Below are 13576 nucleotides of genomic sequence, written 5' to 3' on the forward strand. Positions count from 1 at the left end.
CGGGAGGACGTTTCTAGTCAGTTTTCCATGATCCGCATTTCATGGCTTCTTCGAGCATCCCAAGGGTAAGCGAACGTCCACCGAGTAATTCTCGCGCGCTGGCACTGAACGGGGACTTCAACGCGGCCGCGACGATGTCGAGTTTTCGCATATTGGCGGACGGAACGTAATAGGCGACGTCGAAATCGCGCAGGTCCACCTGGAAGCGTTGAGCCCATGCCTGCATCACGTCGAGGATTCTCGCCGTCTCCCACTCCAGATCGTGATACAGATCCATGTCGCGGGTCAGCTCGTCGTCGAGGGGCAGCCCGGCGGGCGTGCGCATTTCGCGGATGAACCGAGTGAGATCGAGCCAAGTGTCGTTCATTACAGGCGATCCTCCGGTTTGACCAGGCGGTTATAGGCATTGACCGTTTTGTAGCCGATTATTGCCACGTCAGATGCGGTGATTATCCACCCGACTCCGGGAATTGCTCGACCGACGAATACGCCCAGATGGCTCGTCAACTTCACGCGCAGTAGCACGACGCTCGTCCATGACGTGAATGTAGGCAGAATTCGATGCTTTAACTCGAAGGGCAATAGCGAGCGGGACAGCTTCGACGCCACTGACGTGCCTTTTACCGCGCCGCCAAATTTGCCTCGCGTCGGAATGAAGCGCGAGCCTGCGACGATCATGGAGGCGCCCACGGCATCGCTGATACCGATTTGGGCCATGGTTTCATCCACGGAGATTAGAAGGAACAGTTGCGTCGCGGTTAGATTGCTGTGTATTCCATAGTTATATTTATTCGACATACCGGCGTGTGGACTTGATCGGGCAGGGGACAACGCATAACGCGTCGATGAACAATGGCGCGAGTCTTCGACTCGTGCCACATCAGTCCGTTAAGCTATCAAGTAACGACGGTAATGAAATGGGCGAAGGATGATTCCGCGCGACGGAATGCGACAGGCGTTACCAGGCTCCGCCAGCGGTGGCAAATCGACAAGACGATTCTTATCCGGCCCTGGTCAGCATTGATATCAATGCCCCGTCCGCGCCGGCAAGCGCAAATGATTCCACGCGCCGAGCCCGGCAAACCCGATCCCCGCGATAGTGACGCCGATCCACCCGAACGCCGGCCACACGATCGCGCCGACACCCGAGCCCAGCGCACCGCCGATGAAATACGCGACCATGTACACGGTATTCACGCGGCTGCGCGCGTCGGGCTTCAACGCGTAGATGCGCGACTGATTGGAAATCTGCGCGGCCTGCACGCCGATGTCGAGAATGATCACGCCGACCACGAGTCCCGCGATGCTCTTCGCCGATGCGCCGAAGATCACGAACGCGATCACGACCAGCACGAGCGACACGGTGATGATCGCGCGCGGGCCACGCCGGTCGGCGAACTTGCCGGCCAGCGGCGCGGCCAGCGCGCCAGCCGCGCCGACGATACCGAACAGCCCCGCCGCCTGCGGCCCAAGATGAAACGGCGCACCCGCGAGCAACAGCGCGAGCACCGACCAGAAAAGGCTGAACGCGCCGAACAACGCCGCACCGGTCAGCGACGCCTCGCGCAGCGCGCGATGCTCGGTCACCAGATGCCACATCGACACGAGCAGCTTGCCGTACGGCAGCGTCGAGGTCGGCTGGCTCTTCGGCAGACGCAAAATGATGACGACCGCGAGCGCGAGCAGCGCGACGACCGATGCGCCAAACACCGCGCGCCAGCCGAAGTATTCACCGACGATGCCCGCCGCGGTCCGCGCGAGCAGGATGCCGAGCAACAGGCCGCTCATCACGGTGCCGACCGCGTGGCCGCGCTCGGACGGCAACGCGAGTTCGGCCGCGAACGGCACCGCCTGTTGCGCGATCGTCGCGAGCACGCCGATCGCCAGACTCGCGACGATCAGCACCGCGAGCGTCGGCGCCGACGCCGCGACGATGAGCGCGACGCACATGCCGGCGATCTGCAGCAGGATCAGCAAACGCCGGTCGAAGCGGTCGCCGAGCGGCGCGAGCAGCAGCATGCCGGCGGCGTAGCCGAGCTGTGTGACGGCAGGCACCGCGCCGACCCAGGACGCGCTGTCCGGAAACGACTGGCGCAAATTGTCGAGGAGTGGCTGATTGAAGTAGATGTTCGCCACAGAGACACCGGCGATCGTCGCGAGCAGCAGCAACACGCCGCGCAACGACCGGGCGGAGGAAGCGGAAGTGGAAGCGTCGGAAGTGGACATGACAGAGGCGGATCGACGGACCGGCCCATGCGCGGTCCTCAAGCGTGCCGATCATACCGGAGCGGCGGGGTTCCTGCTGACGGTCGCGCGAGCGCTCGCCCGCGCGGCCGCCATCCGGTTGCAGATAGATCTGCCGCTCCTGTCAGTCGATCAACGCGCCAGCATCGTAGAACGGATACGGGCCGTCGGCCGGATCCACATACGCGTGATGCGTGACGATGCCCGTCGCCGGCGCGTAGTAATGCAGCGCGTAAGCGGGGGGCTCCATCACGAACGCCGACGGTCCTTCCTCGCGAAAATCGAGCGCCACCTGGTGCGCGGGCGCGGGAATCGCGCTCGCGATCGTGCCGCCGAAGCGCACGAACATCGAGCGATGCACGTGCCCGCAGAGCACGCGCTCGACGTTGGGATAGCGGGCGATCAATGCGGCGAGCTTGTCCGATGCCGCTGGGTCGAGCCGGATCTCGTCCATATGTCCGATGCCGCACGCGAACGGCGGATGATGCAGCGCGACCACGACCGGCGTGCCGCGCGCCGCATCGAGCTGCTGCGCGAGCCACGCGAGCCGCGTGTCACACAGCATGCCGGCGCTCGAACCGGGCACCAGCGAATCGAGCGCGATCACGCGCAGCGGGCCGACGTCGCCCGCGTACTGAACGAACTCGCCGCCGCTTTGCAATTCCTCGCGCTCGGGAAACGCCGCGCGCAGCGCGTTGCGTTCGTCGTGATTGCCGACCATCAGGAAGTAGGGGATCTCGAGCGGTGCGAGCAGTGCCTTCAGGTGCGCGTACTGCTCTGGGTCGCCCTGATCGACGAGGTCGCCGGTCATCAGCACCGCGTCGGGGCGCGGTGTGAGCGCGTTCAGCGCGTCGATGCAGCGCGCGAGGTAGGGAGCGGTATCGACGCGGCGATACGCGAGTGCGCCGGGTTGCTTGATATGCAGGTCGCTAATTTGAGCCAGCAGCATGAGAGGTCCTTCGGGTTGCTTCGTGTTGAGCGCCAGGCTGCGGCGCTGTTTGTACCTACGATAGCGCAATCAGTGCGTCCCGCTCGATCGAAATGCCGACCGGCGTGCCACGCGCAAGCTCGATACGGCCCGCGACGTCGACGAAGAGCGGCTCGGGCGCGGCGCCGCCAATCGTCAGACGCGTGCGTTCGCCGAGGAACGCGGTGCTTTCGATCAGGCCGCGCAGCTGCGCGAGCGCGGGGTCGGTGAGCCGCGCGTCCTCGGGGCGAAAGAAGATTTCGTGCGGGCCGGTCGCATTCGATGCATGCGCGGGCACCGGCACGGCGCCGCCGCTCGTCGTCAGCATGCCGTCGCGCGGCTCGCCCGCGATACGGTTGATCGTGCCGACGAACTGCGCGACCGTGCGATTGGCCGGACGATAGTAGATGTCACGCGGCGAACCGATCTGCTCGATGCGTCCCGCGCTCATCACGACGATCCGATCGCCGAGCTCCATCGCCTCGGCCTGATCGTGCGTCACGTAGACGGTGGTGATGCCGAGCTCGCGCAACAGCGCGTTCATTTCCGTGCGCAATGCGTCGCGCAGACGCGCGTCGAGCGCGGTCAGCGGTTCGTCGAGCAGCAGCACGCGCGGCTGCACCGCGAGCGCGCGAGCGAGCGCCACACGTTGACGCTGGCCGCCCGACAGTTGATCGATCGGTTTGTCCGCGTGCGCGGCAAGCCGCATCATGCCGAGCAGTTCGTCGACGCGTTGGCGGGCAGTTGCCGCCGGCACGCGCCTGATCTTCAGACCGTAGCCGATGTTGCCGCGCACGGTCAGGTTCGGAAACAGCGCGTAGCTCTGGAACACCATGCCGACCGCGCGTTTTTCGATCGGCAGCGTGGTCACGTCGTCGTCGCCGAATGCGATGCGGCCGCCCGCGTCCGGGGTTTCGAGGCCCGCGATCAGGCGCAGCGTCGTCGTCTTGCCGCAGCCCGACGGTCCGAGCAGCACGAGGGTTTCGCCCGCGCCGATCGACAGGTCGAGCGGTTCGAGCACGCGCGTGCCGCGAAACGTCTTGGCGCATTGCGTGAGCGTGATGGGAACCGAGGTGAGTTTCATGGCGTGTCGATGGGTTTCGCGAAAGAGGCGGCGCCGTGCCTGTTCGACGCGCTGCGCTGGCCGGTCGCATCGACGCCGAGCCATTGCATCGCGACGAGCAGCGGCATCGTCATGATGAAGAACACGATCGTGTACGCGCTGCCGATCTCGATGCGCATCGACGCGTAGGTATCGGCGAGGCCGACCGGCAGCGTCTTCGTATCGGGCGTGTGCAGCATCCATGTGAGGTTGAATTCGCCGATCGACAGCGTCAGCACCGCGAGCGCGCCCGCGACGATGCCGGGCCGCGCGTTCGGCAGCACGATCGTCACGAAGCGCGTGAAGAAGCCCGCGCCGAGGCTTGCCGCGCCTTCTTCTAGCGTGCGCAGATCGCTGCTCGCGCAGACCGCCGCGACCGCGCGCACCATGAACGGGAGCGTGAATACCACATGCCCGACCACGATGAACGCCGCGCTCATCCGGAACGCCGTGAAGCCGCCGTAGATCACCAGCAGCGCGAGCGCCGATGCGAGGCCGGGCAGCGCGATCGGCAGCACCAGAAACTCCTCGACGATGCGTGCGAAGCTTGTCTTGCTGCGCGCGAGCACGTAGCCCGCGGGTACGCCGGTCAACAGCGTGACGACGAGCGTCGCGGCGGCCACTTCGAGCGACAGCCACACCGAGCCGTGATACTGGCCCCACACTTCGACGAGCCAGCGCAGCGTGAATCCGCTCGACACGCCCTTGAAGTAGTTGACCGTCAGCCCCGCGACGATCGACATGATGACCGGCACGATCAGGAACGCGCACAGCAGCAGCGTGACGAACCATTGACCCGCGGCGAGCCAGGTTCGCGAGGAAGGCCACGCGCGTCGCGCGCGCGGTCCCGCTGCCGGTTGCGACGGCGAGGAGGACGATGAGGCCGAGGAGGCCGTGACTGAGTTCATGGATGGGTTGTCGTTCATGCGCTCGCCGCCACGCCCGAACCGCTCGCGCTGCGCGCGATCGCCAGCACCGCCCACGTGACGATGCCCAGCACGATCGACAGCCCCGCGGCGGTCACCATGTTCGCGTTCAGCGTGAACTCGGTATAGATGGTCATCGGCAGCACGTCGATGTCGGTGGCGAGCGTGAACGCTGTGCCGAACGCGCCCATCGCGGTCGCGAAGCACACGGCGCCTGCCGCGATCAGACCGGGCGACAGCGCCGGCAACACGATGTCGCGTATGATGCGCCACGGCGATGCGCCGAGCGAGCGCGCGGCCTCTTCGAGCGATTGATCGAGCTTGGTCGCGGAGGCCATCACGGTGACGATCACACGCGGAATCGAGAAGTACAGATAGCCGAGAAACAGGCCGCTCATCGAATACGCGAATACCCAGCGATCGCCCGCGAGTTTCAGCGAGAGCGCGCCGATCAGCCCCTGACGCCCGGCCAGCATGATGACCATGAAGCCCACGACGACACCGGGAAATGCGAGCGGAAACGTCAGCAGCGCGAGCAGCGTGCGCTTGCCGGCGAACTCGCGGCGCGCGAGCAGCAGCCCCGCGATCACCGACAGCACCAGGGTGGCCGCCGTGACCGCCGCCGACAGCACGACGGTCGCGCCGAGGCTCGACATATAACGCGGATTGGTCAGCATCGCGCGATAGGTCGCGAACGCGTGGCCGCCGCCGGAGAGCTGCGCGAGCGCGCCCATCGGCAGCAGCCAGAACGCGATGAACACCGCGAGCGCCGGCGCGAGCAACGCGATGCGCCAGCGCAACGGGAACGTGACGTCGTTCAATGCATCACCTGCAGATAGCGCTCGCCGAAGCCCGACTGTTTCTCGGCCATCTTCGCGAAGTCGACCGGCTTCGCGCGCGCGTATTCGCTCGCGGGCAGGAACTGCGCGGCGGTCTCGGCATTCATCGCGCTCGCGCGCACCGGCCGCAGATACGCCTGCGCCCACAGCTTCTGGCCTTCGTCGGACAGCACGAAATCGAGCACCTTCTTGCCGTTCGTTTCATGCGGCGCGCCCTTCACGAGGCTCATCACGTACGGCACCGAGATCGTGCCTTCCTGCGGAATCACGAATTCGACGTTCGCATGATCCTTGTACTTCGCGCGATACGCGTCGAAGTCATAGTCGAGCAGGATGGGGATTTCGCCGGACAGCACGCGCGCGTACGCGGTTTGTTTCGGCACGATCGGCGCGTTCGCCTTGAGCTTCCTGAACCAGTCGAGGCCCGGCGCGAAGTTATCGAGCGTGCCGCCGAGCGCCTGGTTCACCGCGACCGCGCCCGCATAGCCGACGAAGGCGCTCGACGGATCGAGGTAGCCGATCATCCCTTTGTATTCGGGCTTCAGCAGATCGGCCCACGAGCGCGGCACCGGCTTGCCTTCGAGCGCGTCCTTGTTGACGAAGAAGCCGAGCGTGCCCGAGTGGATCGTGAACCAGTAGCCTTGCGGGTCTTTCAGGCTGGCGGGAATGTCGTCCCAGTGCGCGGGCTTGTACGCCTGGATCACGCCCTTGTCCTTGGCCTGGAACGCCGACGACACGCCGAGATACACGACGTCGGCAACCGGGCTTTTCTGCTCGGCCATCAGCTGTGCGATCGATTGGCCCGAGTTCTTGTTGTCGAACGGCACGCGAATGCCGGTCTTTTGCTGGATCGCCTTGATCTGGCTCGCCCAGTCGGCCCATTCGGGCGGGCAGTTGTAGCAGATCGCGGTTTCATCGGCGCGCGCGGTTTGCGGCGCGAGCGTGACGAACGCCGCGCCGGCGACGAGCAGGCTCGCCGGCAGCGCGGTCGCGGCGACGAGCGACAGTTTCTGCCGGAGCGGTTTGAGCGAGGATGCGAAGCGTGAGGTCAAGCGGGTCACTGCAGGTCTCCTGTGTCGATCGGTGCAAGTGCTTGCGCACTCACGCCGGGCCCGTAAAAGGTGGTGGTTGCAAGCGGTTGTAGTGCGCGAGGGCTGCCTAGGCGGTCAGCCCTTGCGTTGGTGATGCGCTGTCGAAATCTGCGTGGGACCCGAGCGCCGCGATCGTCGCGCCTTCGCGCACGCTGTGCGGAAGGGTCAACGCGAGTGAGGTGGCGGGGAATGCGCGATCGTCGCGCGCGCCGCCGATGCGTGCGAGCAAGCGCTGCCACGCCGCGCAGCCGATCTCGCGATTCGGCGCGCAGATGCTGGCGAGCGCTGGCGACAGCAGTTCGCCCATCGCGAGGCCGTCGAAGCCGAGAATCGACATGTCCTGCGGAATCTTCAGACGCGCGCGACGCAGGCCGCGCATCACGACCATCGCGAGCAGATCGTTGCTGCAGAAGAGGGCGGTCGGACGGTTTGCGCCGTGCGTCAGGTGCGCGAGCACGGACGGCGCGAGTTCGTCGGCGTTGAAATCGACTTCGAGCGCGGGCGCGGCCGTGAGGCTGGCTTGCTGCATCGCCTGCGTGTAGCCGAGATGCCGCTGACGCGCGCGATCCGACGCGGCGAACGAGCCGGCCAACATCAGGATGCGGCGATGGCCGTTGGCGATGAGCCGGCGTACGCCGTCGTAGGCGGCGAGGCGATTGTCGACCGACACCGACGGGCGGCGCACCGTGTCGTTGTGCATCAGCACGTACAGCAGGCCGTCGCGGTCGAGTTCGTCGAGCAGCGGATGGGTGTCGGCATCGGCGACGGTCAGGATCAGGCCTTCGACGCGATGCTCGCGCAGCGTTTCGATGGCGTGGCGTTCGCGATCCACGTCGTACTGCGTGGTCATCAGCATCAGCCGGTAGCCTTGCGCCGACGCGAGATCGTCGATGCCTTGCAGGCATTCGGCGAACACCGGGTTCGCGAGCGTCGGCAGAACGACGCCGATCAGGCGCGTGCGCTCGCCGCGCAATTGCCGGCCTAGCGGGCTCGGGCGGAAGTTCAGCGCGTCGATCGACTGACGCACCTTGTCGAGCGTGATGGGGTTCACGGTATGCGGCGCGTTGATCGCGCGCGATACCGTGGCGATGGAAAAGCCCGCGTGGGCGGCGACATCCTTGATCGTCGGCGTCATCGGTTTGCGGCCCGCTGTAATCGTTTTCGTGAGCGGATTATCGGCAAGGTTTGTGACTTGGGGATGAACGTGGTGTCGGGCGTTCTTGGGGCTCCGGCGAGGCGATGGTAGAATTCGCGACCACGCGCGATTGCGACCCTTGCCGGGGTGATGAAATTGGTAAACATAGCGGACTTAAAATCCGCCGCCTTCGGGCTTGCCGGTTCAAGTCCGGTCCCCGGCACCAGTGTTGCAAATCACAGGCGCGATGCGCGCACGCCGATCATCGCCGTGCCGAGCTCGCTCTCCAGTTTTCCCGATCAGAAATCCAGTTGCTTCGCGCTGATAGCGAGCGCAGCCGCGATCTTTTCGCGCGATGATTTGCGCACGCGATCGCTGTTTTCCTGTTGTGCATAAGCAGACTGGCTGATGCCAAGACGCGCCGCAAGGTCCGCCTGAGTGAAACCGAGATGTTCGCGCCATGCGCGTGCGGGTGAAGCGCCGTCAACCGTGCGGCTCACGACGTCGTTCGGAATCAGGTTTCGGTCCACATTGCGCTCAGTCAAACAGACGAATCGCAAACCGTAGCATCCGCTAGAAAGTACAGGTCAATATTTTTTTACGTATCACTGGCGGCAGCGTGCTGCTCGAATCTGCGGTGCATCGCACGGAAGCGAGCAAACTCGTTGGCCTATGCGGACAAAATTGAGTGAGAAACTGTCACGCCGCATAACGCGATGAGCCCCCAGAACTCGGCGTAAATTCGGACAAACGCCCAACCTTGTCGATCGGCGCGACCCTGCGTAATATCACCTCGCCAACCTCGGTCCACCTTCATGTCTTCGCTCAAATACCTGACCGGCTACCCCGCACCTCTGCAAGAGAAGGTGAGAATGCTGATCGCCGAGGATCAGCTCGGCTCCTATCTCGCGCAGAAGTACCCGAACACGCACGAGGTGCAAACCGACCGCGCGCTGTACGAGTACTGCGGCGAGCTCAAACGCGAGTACCTGCGCAACGCGGAGCAGATCGACAAGGTCACTTACGACAGCAAGCTCGACGTGATGCGTCACGCGCTCGGCCTGCATACGAGCATTTCGCGCGTGCAGGGCAGCAAGCTGAAAGCGAAGAAGGAAATCCGCATCGCGTCGCTATTCAAGGGCGCGGCGCCGGAGTTTCTGAAGATGATCGTCGTGCACGAACTCGCTCATCTGAAAGAGAGCGATCACAACAAGGCGTTCTATCGTCTGTGCGAGTTCATGCAGCCGGGTTACCACCAGATCGAGTTCGATCTACGTCTGTATCTGACGCATCGCGATCTGGCGAAGAAGCCCGTGTGAGGGACGCCGCGCGCAACGCGCGGAAAATAGAGCTGAGTTCAGGCCGCCAGAACGGCGGCATCCTCCACCACCGACGCCGTCAACAACACCGGAATCGACTTCGACGTCGGCGTACCCGCGCCATCCGCGACCGAGGAGAGCGGCACCAGCGGATTCGTCTCCGGGTAATAAGCGCCGAGGCAGCCGCGCGGAATGTCGTACTCGACGAGCAGAAAACCGTCCACTCGTCGCTCGATGCCATCGGCCCACACGCTCGTGATATCGACACGCTGACCGGCCGCGAACCCGAGCATCGCGAGATCGTCCTTGTTGGCGAACAGCACGCGCCGCTGTCCGTACACGCCGCGATAGCGATCGTCGAGACCGTAAATCGTCGTGTTGTACTGATCGTGTGAGCGGGTGGTCATCAGCGTCATCAGGCGTTCGCCGTGACGCTTCTTCGCCTGATGAATGGGCGTGTCGAGCGCGATCGCGTGGACCATGAACTGCGCCTTGCCGCTCGGCGTTTTCCAGATGCGATCGCGCGACGCGACGCCGAGATGGAAACCGCCGGGCTTCTTCAGCCGCTCGTTGTAGTCGTCGAAACCGTCGATCACCTTCGCGATGCCATCGCGAATCAGCGCATAGTCGGCCGCATGCGCGAGCCAGTCCACCTTGCCGCTGCCCAAAGTCGCATGCGCCATGCGCGCGACGATCGCCACTTCGGATAGCAGATTGTCCGACGCCGGCTTGTTCATCCCATACGAGATGTGCACCATGCTCATCGAATCCTCGACGCTGACGCCTTGCGCCACGCCGTTCTGAATATCGATCTCGGTGCGCCCGAGCGTGGGCAGGATGAGGGCGTCGCGGCCATGCACGAGGTGGCTGCGATTGAGCTTCGTCGTCACGTGCACGGTCAGCTCGCATGCGCGCATCGCGTCCCACGTGCGCGGCGTATCCGGCGTCGCGATCGAGAAATTGCCGCCGAGGCCGATGAACACTTTCACCTTGCCATCGAGCATCGCCTGAATCGTGTTGACGACGTCGAGACCGTGCTCACGCGGCGGCGCGAAATCGTAGACTGCGCCAAGCTTGTCGAGAAACGCTTCGGTAGGCTTTTCCTCGATGCCGACCGTGCGGTCGCCCTGCACGTTCGAGTGGCCGCGCACCGGGCACAGCCCCGCGCCGCGCCGGCCGATATTGCCGCGCATCATCATCAGATTCGACAGCAGTTGCACCGTCGCGACAGAGTTCTTGTGCTGCGTGAGACCCATGCCCCAGGTCGAAATCACCGCGCGGCCCTTCACGTAGATATCGGCGAGCTTCAGCACCTCGTCGAGCGGCACGCCGGCCTCGGCGACGATCGTGTCCCAGCGCTCGGCGCGCAGATCATCGGCGAATGCGGCGAAGCCGACCGTGTGCTGGGCGATGAAGTCGACGTCGAGCACGCGCTCGAGGCCTGACACGAGCGCTTCGTCGTCGAGTTCGAGCACGCGTTTGGCGACGCCCTTGATCAGCGCGAAATCGCCGCCGACCTTCGGACGGATGAACACGGAGCTGATTTTCGTGCTGCCCATCGTCAGCATTTCGACCGGATGCTGCGGGCTCGCGAAACGTTCGAGGCCGCGCTCCTTCAGCGGATTGATCGACACGATCGTGGCGCCGCGCTTCGCGCATTCGCGCAGCTCGCCGAGCATGCGCGGATGGTTGGTGGCCGGGTTCTGGCCGAAGATCAGCAGCGTATCCGCGTGTTCGAAGTCGTCGAGCGTGACCGTGCCCTTGCCGACGCCGACCGTGTGCGGCAGGCCACGGCTCGTCGCCTCGTGGCACATGTTCGAGCAATCGGGAAAATTGTTGGTGCCGTACATGCGCACGAACAGCTGGTACAGGAACGCGGCTTCGTTGCTCGCGCGGCCCGACGTATAGAACGCGGCGCGGTTCGGATCGTCGAGGCGCTTCAGATGGCTTGCGATGAGCTCGAACGCGCCGTCCCAGCCGATCGGCACGTAGCGGTCGCGCGCGGCGTCGTAGACGAGCGGATCGGTCAGACGGCCGTGCTGCTCGAGCTCGAAGTCGGATTGCGTCATCAGCTCGGCGACGCTGTGCTGCTCGAAGAACGCCGGCGTCACGCGCTTGCCGGTGGCCTCGGCGGCCACCGCCTTCACGCCGTTTTCGCAGAACTCGAACGTCGACGCGTGCTCGCGATCCGGCCACGCGCAGCCGGGGCAGTCGAAGCCGTCAGGCTGATTCTGCTTGAGCAGCGTGCGGTAGTTGCCGCCCGCGACCTTTTCCTTGAGCAGGTTGATGGCGACATACTTCAGCGCGCCCCAGCCGGCGGCGGGGTGCTTGTACGGCTCGATGCGGGGTTCGGCTTGTGCTTCGTTCTTCTTCATGACGTGACGATGGACAGATTCGACAGATTTTGCAGACCAATGCCCGCAAGCGTACTGTGTTCCACAATCCACGTCGGATACAGAAAATCGAAAAGAATAGGAGTACAGTTGCGCGACGATCCCTGAACCGCCCAAATCGCATGAAGCTCTACGAAAAACTCGCCGACGAAATCACCGAAGCCGTGCGCCGCGGCGTATTCGCGGCCGGCGAGCGGATTGCGTCGGTGCGGCAGGCGAGCCAGCAACACGGCGTCAGCATCAAGACGGTGCTGCATGCGTATGCGCTGCTGGAGAGCCGCGGCATCATCGAGAGCCGGCCGCAGTCGGGCTATTTCGTGCGCGACGCTGCCGCGCCGGTGCCCGCCTCGGCGCGCGCCGGCCGCAAGTCCGCGCCGCCGCCGATGCCCGCGACGGTCGACGTGAGCCGGCTCGTGCTGTCGACCCTGCGCAGCATCCGCGCGCACGACGCCGTGCCGTTCGGCTCGCCGTATCCCGATCCGTCGCTGTTCCCCTGGAGGCGCATCAACCAGTACGCGAACGCGGTTGCGCGGCGGCACGCGAGCTGGAATCTGATCGACGATCTGCCGCCGGGCAACCCCGAGCTGATCCGCCAGATCGCGCGGCGCTACGCGGAAAACGGTCTGCCGGTCGATCCGGGCGAAATCGTGATCACGCTCGGCGCGACCGAGGCGATCAACCTGAGCCTGCAGGCGGTCGCGAAGCCGGGCGACACCGTCGCGGTCGAATCGCCGACCTTCTACGCGATGCTGCACGCGATCGAGCGCCTCGGCATGCGCGCAATCGAGGTGGCGACGCATCCGGTCGACGGCATCGACATCGACGCGCTCGCGAAGGTGATCGCGCGGCAGAAGATCGCCGCGTGCATGGTGATGCCGAACTTCCAGAATCCGCTCGGTTTCTGCATGTCCGACGAGCGCAAGCGGCAGCTGGTCGAACTGCTGGCCGCGCACGAGATTCCGGCGATCGAAAACGACGTCTACCAGGAGCTGTATTTCGGCGACGCGCGGCCATCGACGCTAAAGACGTTCGACACCAAAGGGCTCGTGCTGCATTGTGCGTCGTTTTCGAAAAGCCTGAGCGCGTCGTACCGGATCGGCTGGGCGCTGCCGGGGCGTTATCGCGCGCAGGTCGAGAAGCTCAAGTTCCTGAATACGCTGACGACGCCGTCGGTGCCGCAGGTCGCGGTCGCCGATTATCTGCGTCAGGACGGCTACGACCGGCATTTGCGGCATCTGCGCCGCGTGTACCGGCAGCAGGCGAGCATCATGAGTGCGCTGGTGCTGCGCTTCTTCCCGGTCGGCACGCGCGTGTCGACGCCGCGCGGCGGCTACGTGCTGTGGGTCGAGCTGCCGGTTGCGATCGACTCGATGCGGCTTTATCAGGCCGCGCTCGAACGCGGTATCACGGTCGGGCCGGGGATGATGTTTTCGACGCGCAACGATTATCGGCACTTCATCCGGCTCAACTACAGCTATCCGTGGACCGCGCAGGCCGAGGCGGCGTTGAAGACGCTCGGCGAGCTGGCTACGGCGATGGCGTGAAGGGCGCAACCGCGAT

The 13576-nt window shown here is 64.8% G+C and carries 12 protein-coding genes, 1 tRNA gene and 1 pseudogene; 3 read left to right on the forward strand and 11 right to left on the reverse strand.

Features of this window, described 5'->3' with window-relative positions; genetic code table 11:
- Positions 1-13 precede the first annotated feature (13 nt).
- From AB3X94_RS01510 to AB3X94_RS01550, 9 genes are all read right to left on the reverse strand, one after another.
- Entirely contained in the window at positions 14-367 is a 354-nt protein-coding gene (locus AB3X94_RS01510; protein WP_368610645.1) for a DUF1493 family protein, read from the reverse strand.
- The gene (locus tag AB3X94_RS01515) at positions 367-798 is read right to left on the reverse strand and encodes an STM2901 family protein (RefSeq protein ID WP_176108130.1); all 432 of its coding nucleotides are present in this window, start codon (positions 796-798) and stop codon (positions 367-369) included. The genes AB3X94_RS01510 and AB3X94_RS01515 overlap by 1 nt, the downstream gene beginning before the upstream one ends.
- Before the next feature lie 228 nt (positions 799-1026).
- Positions 1027-2226: an MFS transporter gene (locus tag AB3X94_RS01520; protein ID WP_176108131.1), complete on the reverse strand. Its 1200-nt coding sequence runs from the start codon at positions 2224-2226 to the stop codon at positions 1027-1029.
- 142 nt (positions 2227-2368) lie between these two features.
- A complete protein-coding gene (locus tag AB3X94_RS01525) occupies positions 2369-3193 on the reverse strand; it encodes a phosphodiesterase (RefSeq protein ID WP_368610646.1) in 825 nt (274 codons plus the stop codon).
- Between the two features lie 55 nt (positions 3194-3248).
- A complete protein-coding gene (locus tag AB3X94_RS01530) occupies positions 3249-4295 on the reverse strand; it encodes an ABC transporter ATP-binding protein (protein ID WP_176108133.1) in 1047 nt (348 codons plus the stop codon).
- The gene (locus tag AB3X94_RS01535; RefSeq protein WP_368610647.1) at positions 4292-5221 is read right to left on the reverse strand and encodes an ABC transporter permease; all 930 of its coding nucleotides are present in this window, start codon (positions 5219-5221) and stop codon (positions 4292-4294) included. Before AB3X94_RS01535 ends, AB3X94_RS01530 begins: the two co-directional genes overlap by 4 nt.
- Positions 5222-5235: 14 nt before the next feature.
- Complete coding sequence (locus tag AB3X94_RS01540; protein ID WP_176108135.1) at positions 5236-6060, reverse strand: ABC transporter permease; 825 nt, start codon at positions 6058-6060, stop codon at positions 5236-5238.
- On the reverse strand, positions 6057-7139 hold the full coding sequence (locus AB3X94_RS01545; RefSeq protein WP_368610648.1) for an ABC transporter substrate-binding protein: 1083 nt from the start codon (positions 7137-7139) through the stop codon (positions 6057-6059). Before AB3X94_RS01545 ends, AB3X94_RS01540 begins: the two co-directional genes overlap by 4 nt.
- A gap of 97 nt (positions 7140-7236) precedes the next feature.
- On the reverse strand, positions 7237-8304 hold the full coding sequence (locus AB3X94_RS01550; protein ID WP_368610649.1) for a LacI family DNA-binding transcriptional regulator: 1068 nt from the start codon (positions 8302-8304) through the stop codon (positions 7237-7239).
- Positions 8305-8445: 141 nt separating this feature from the next.
- On the opposite strand from AB3X94_RS01550, the gene AB3X94_RS01555 reads away from it, so the two are divergent.
- Positions 8446-8530 (forward strand) — tRNA-Leu (locus tag AB3X94_RS01555).
- 73 nt (positions 8531-8603) lie between these two features.
- Here the strand turns inward: AB3X94_RS01555 and AB3X94_RS01560 are convergent.
- A pseudogene (locus AB3X94_RS01560) lies at positions 8604-8831 on the reverse strand (helix-turn-helix domain-containing protein); the annotation flags it as partial.
- Between the two features lie 288 nt (positions 8832-9119).
- Between AB3X94_RS01560 and AB3X94_RS01565 the strand changes: the two are divergent.
- Positions 9120-9623, forward strand: coding sequence for a M48 family metallopeptidase (locus AB3X94_RS01565; RefSeq protein ID WP_176108139.1), 504 nt, complete (start codon positions 9120-9122; stop codon positions 9621-9623).
- Positions 9624-9661: 38 nt separating this feature from the next.
- On the opposite strand, the gene AB3X94_RS01570 is transcribed toward AB3X94_RS01565, so the two are convergent.
- Positions 9662-11998, reverse strand: coding sequence for an FdhF/YdeP family oxidoreductase (locus tag AB3X94_RS01570; RefSeq protein ID WP_368610650.1), 2337 nt, complete (start codon positions 11996-11998; stop codon positions 9662-9664).
- A gap of 140 nt (positions 11999-12138) precedes the next feature.
- Between AB3X94_RS01570 and AB3X94_RS01575 the strand changes: the two genes are divergently transcribed.
- Positions 12139-13560: a PLP-dependent aminotransferase family protein gene (locus AB3X94_RS01575; RefSeq protein WP_176108141.1), complete on the forward strand. Its 1422-nt coding sequence runs from the start codon at positions 12139-12141 to the stop codon at positions 13558-13560.
- Positions 13561-13576 lie beyond the last annotated feature (16 nt).

Origin of the sequence: Paraburkholderia sp. BR10923 (assembly GCF_040948765.1) — a bacterium.
In the GTDB taxonomy this organism is placed as follows: Bacteria; Pseudomonadota; Gammaproteobacteria; order Burkholderiales; family Burkholderiaceae; genus Paraburkholderia; species Paraburkholderia youngii.

What these genes read in the sequence shown, in the direction of transcription:
- AB3X94_RS01525 (WP_368610646.1), bottom strand. Translation starts at nt 3,193, where the DNA reads ATGCTGCTGGCTCAAATTAGCGACCTGCATATCAAGCAACCCGGCGCA.
- AB3X94_RS01515 (WP_176108130.1), bottom strand. Translation starts at nt 798, where the DNA reads ATGTCGAATAAATATAACTATGGAATACACAGCAATCTAACCGCGACG.
- AB3X94_RS01575 (WP_176108141.1), top strand. Translation starts at nt 12,139, where the DNA reads ATGAAGCTCTACGAAAAACTCGCCGACGAAATCACCGAAGCCGTGCGC.
- AB3X94_RS01570 (WP_368610650.1), bottom strand. Translation starts at nt 11,998, where the DNA reads ATGAAGAAGAACGAAGCACAAGCCGAACCCCGCATCGAGCCGTACAAG.
- AB3X94_RS01520 (WP_176108131.1), bottom strand. Translation starts at nt 2,226, where the DNA reads ATGTCCACTTCCGACGCTTCCACTTCCGCTTCCTCCGCCCGGTCGTTG.
- AB3X94_RS01510 (WP_368610645.1), bottom strand. Translation starts at nt 367, where the DNA reads ATGAACGACACTTGGCTCGATCTCACTCGGTTCATCCGCGAAATGCGC.
- AB3X94_RS01565 (WP_176108139.1), top strand. Translation starts at nt 9,120, where the DNA reads ATGTCTTCGCTCAAATACCTGACCGGCTACCCCGCACCTCTGCAAGAG.
- AB3X94_RS01550 (WP_368610649.1), bottom strand. Translation starts at nt 8,304, where the DNA reads ATGACGCCGACGATCAAGGATGTCGCCGCCCACGCGGGCTTTTCCATC.
- AB3X94_RS01535 (WP_368610647.1), bottom strand. Translation starts at nt 5,221, where the DNA reads ATGAACTCAGTCACGGCCTCCTCGGCCTCATCGTCCTCCTCGCCGTCG.
- AB3X94_RS01530 (WP_176108133.1), bottom strand. Translation starts at nt 4,295, where the DNA reads ATGAAACTCACCTCGGTTCCCATCACGCTCACGCAATGCGCCAAGACG.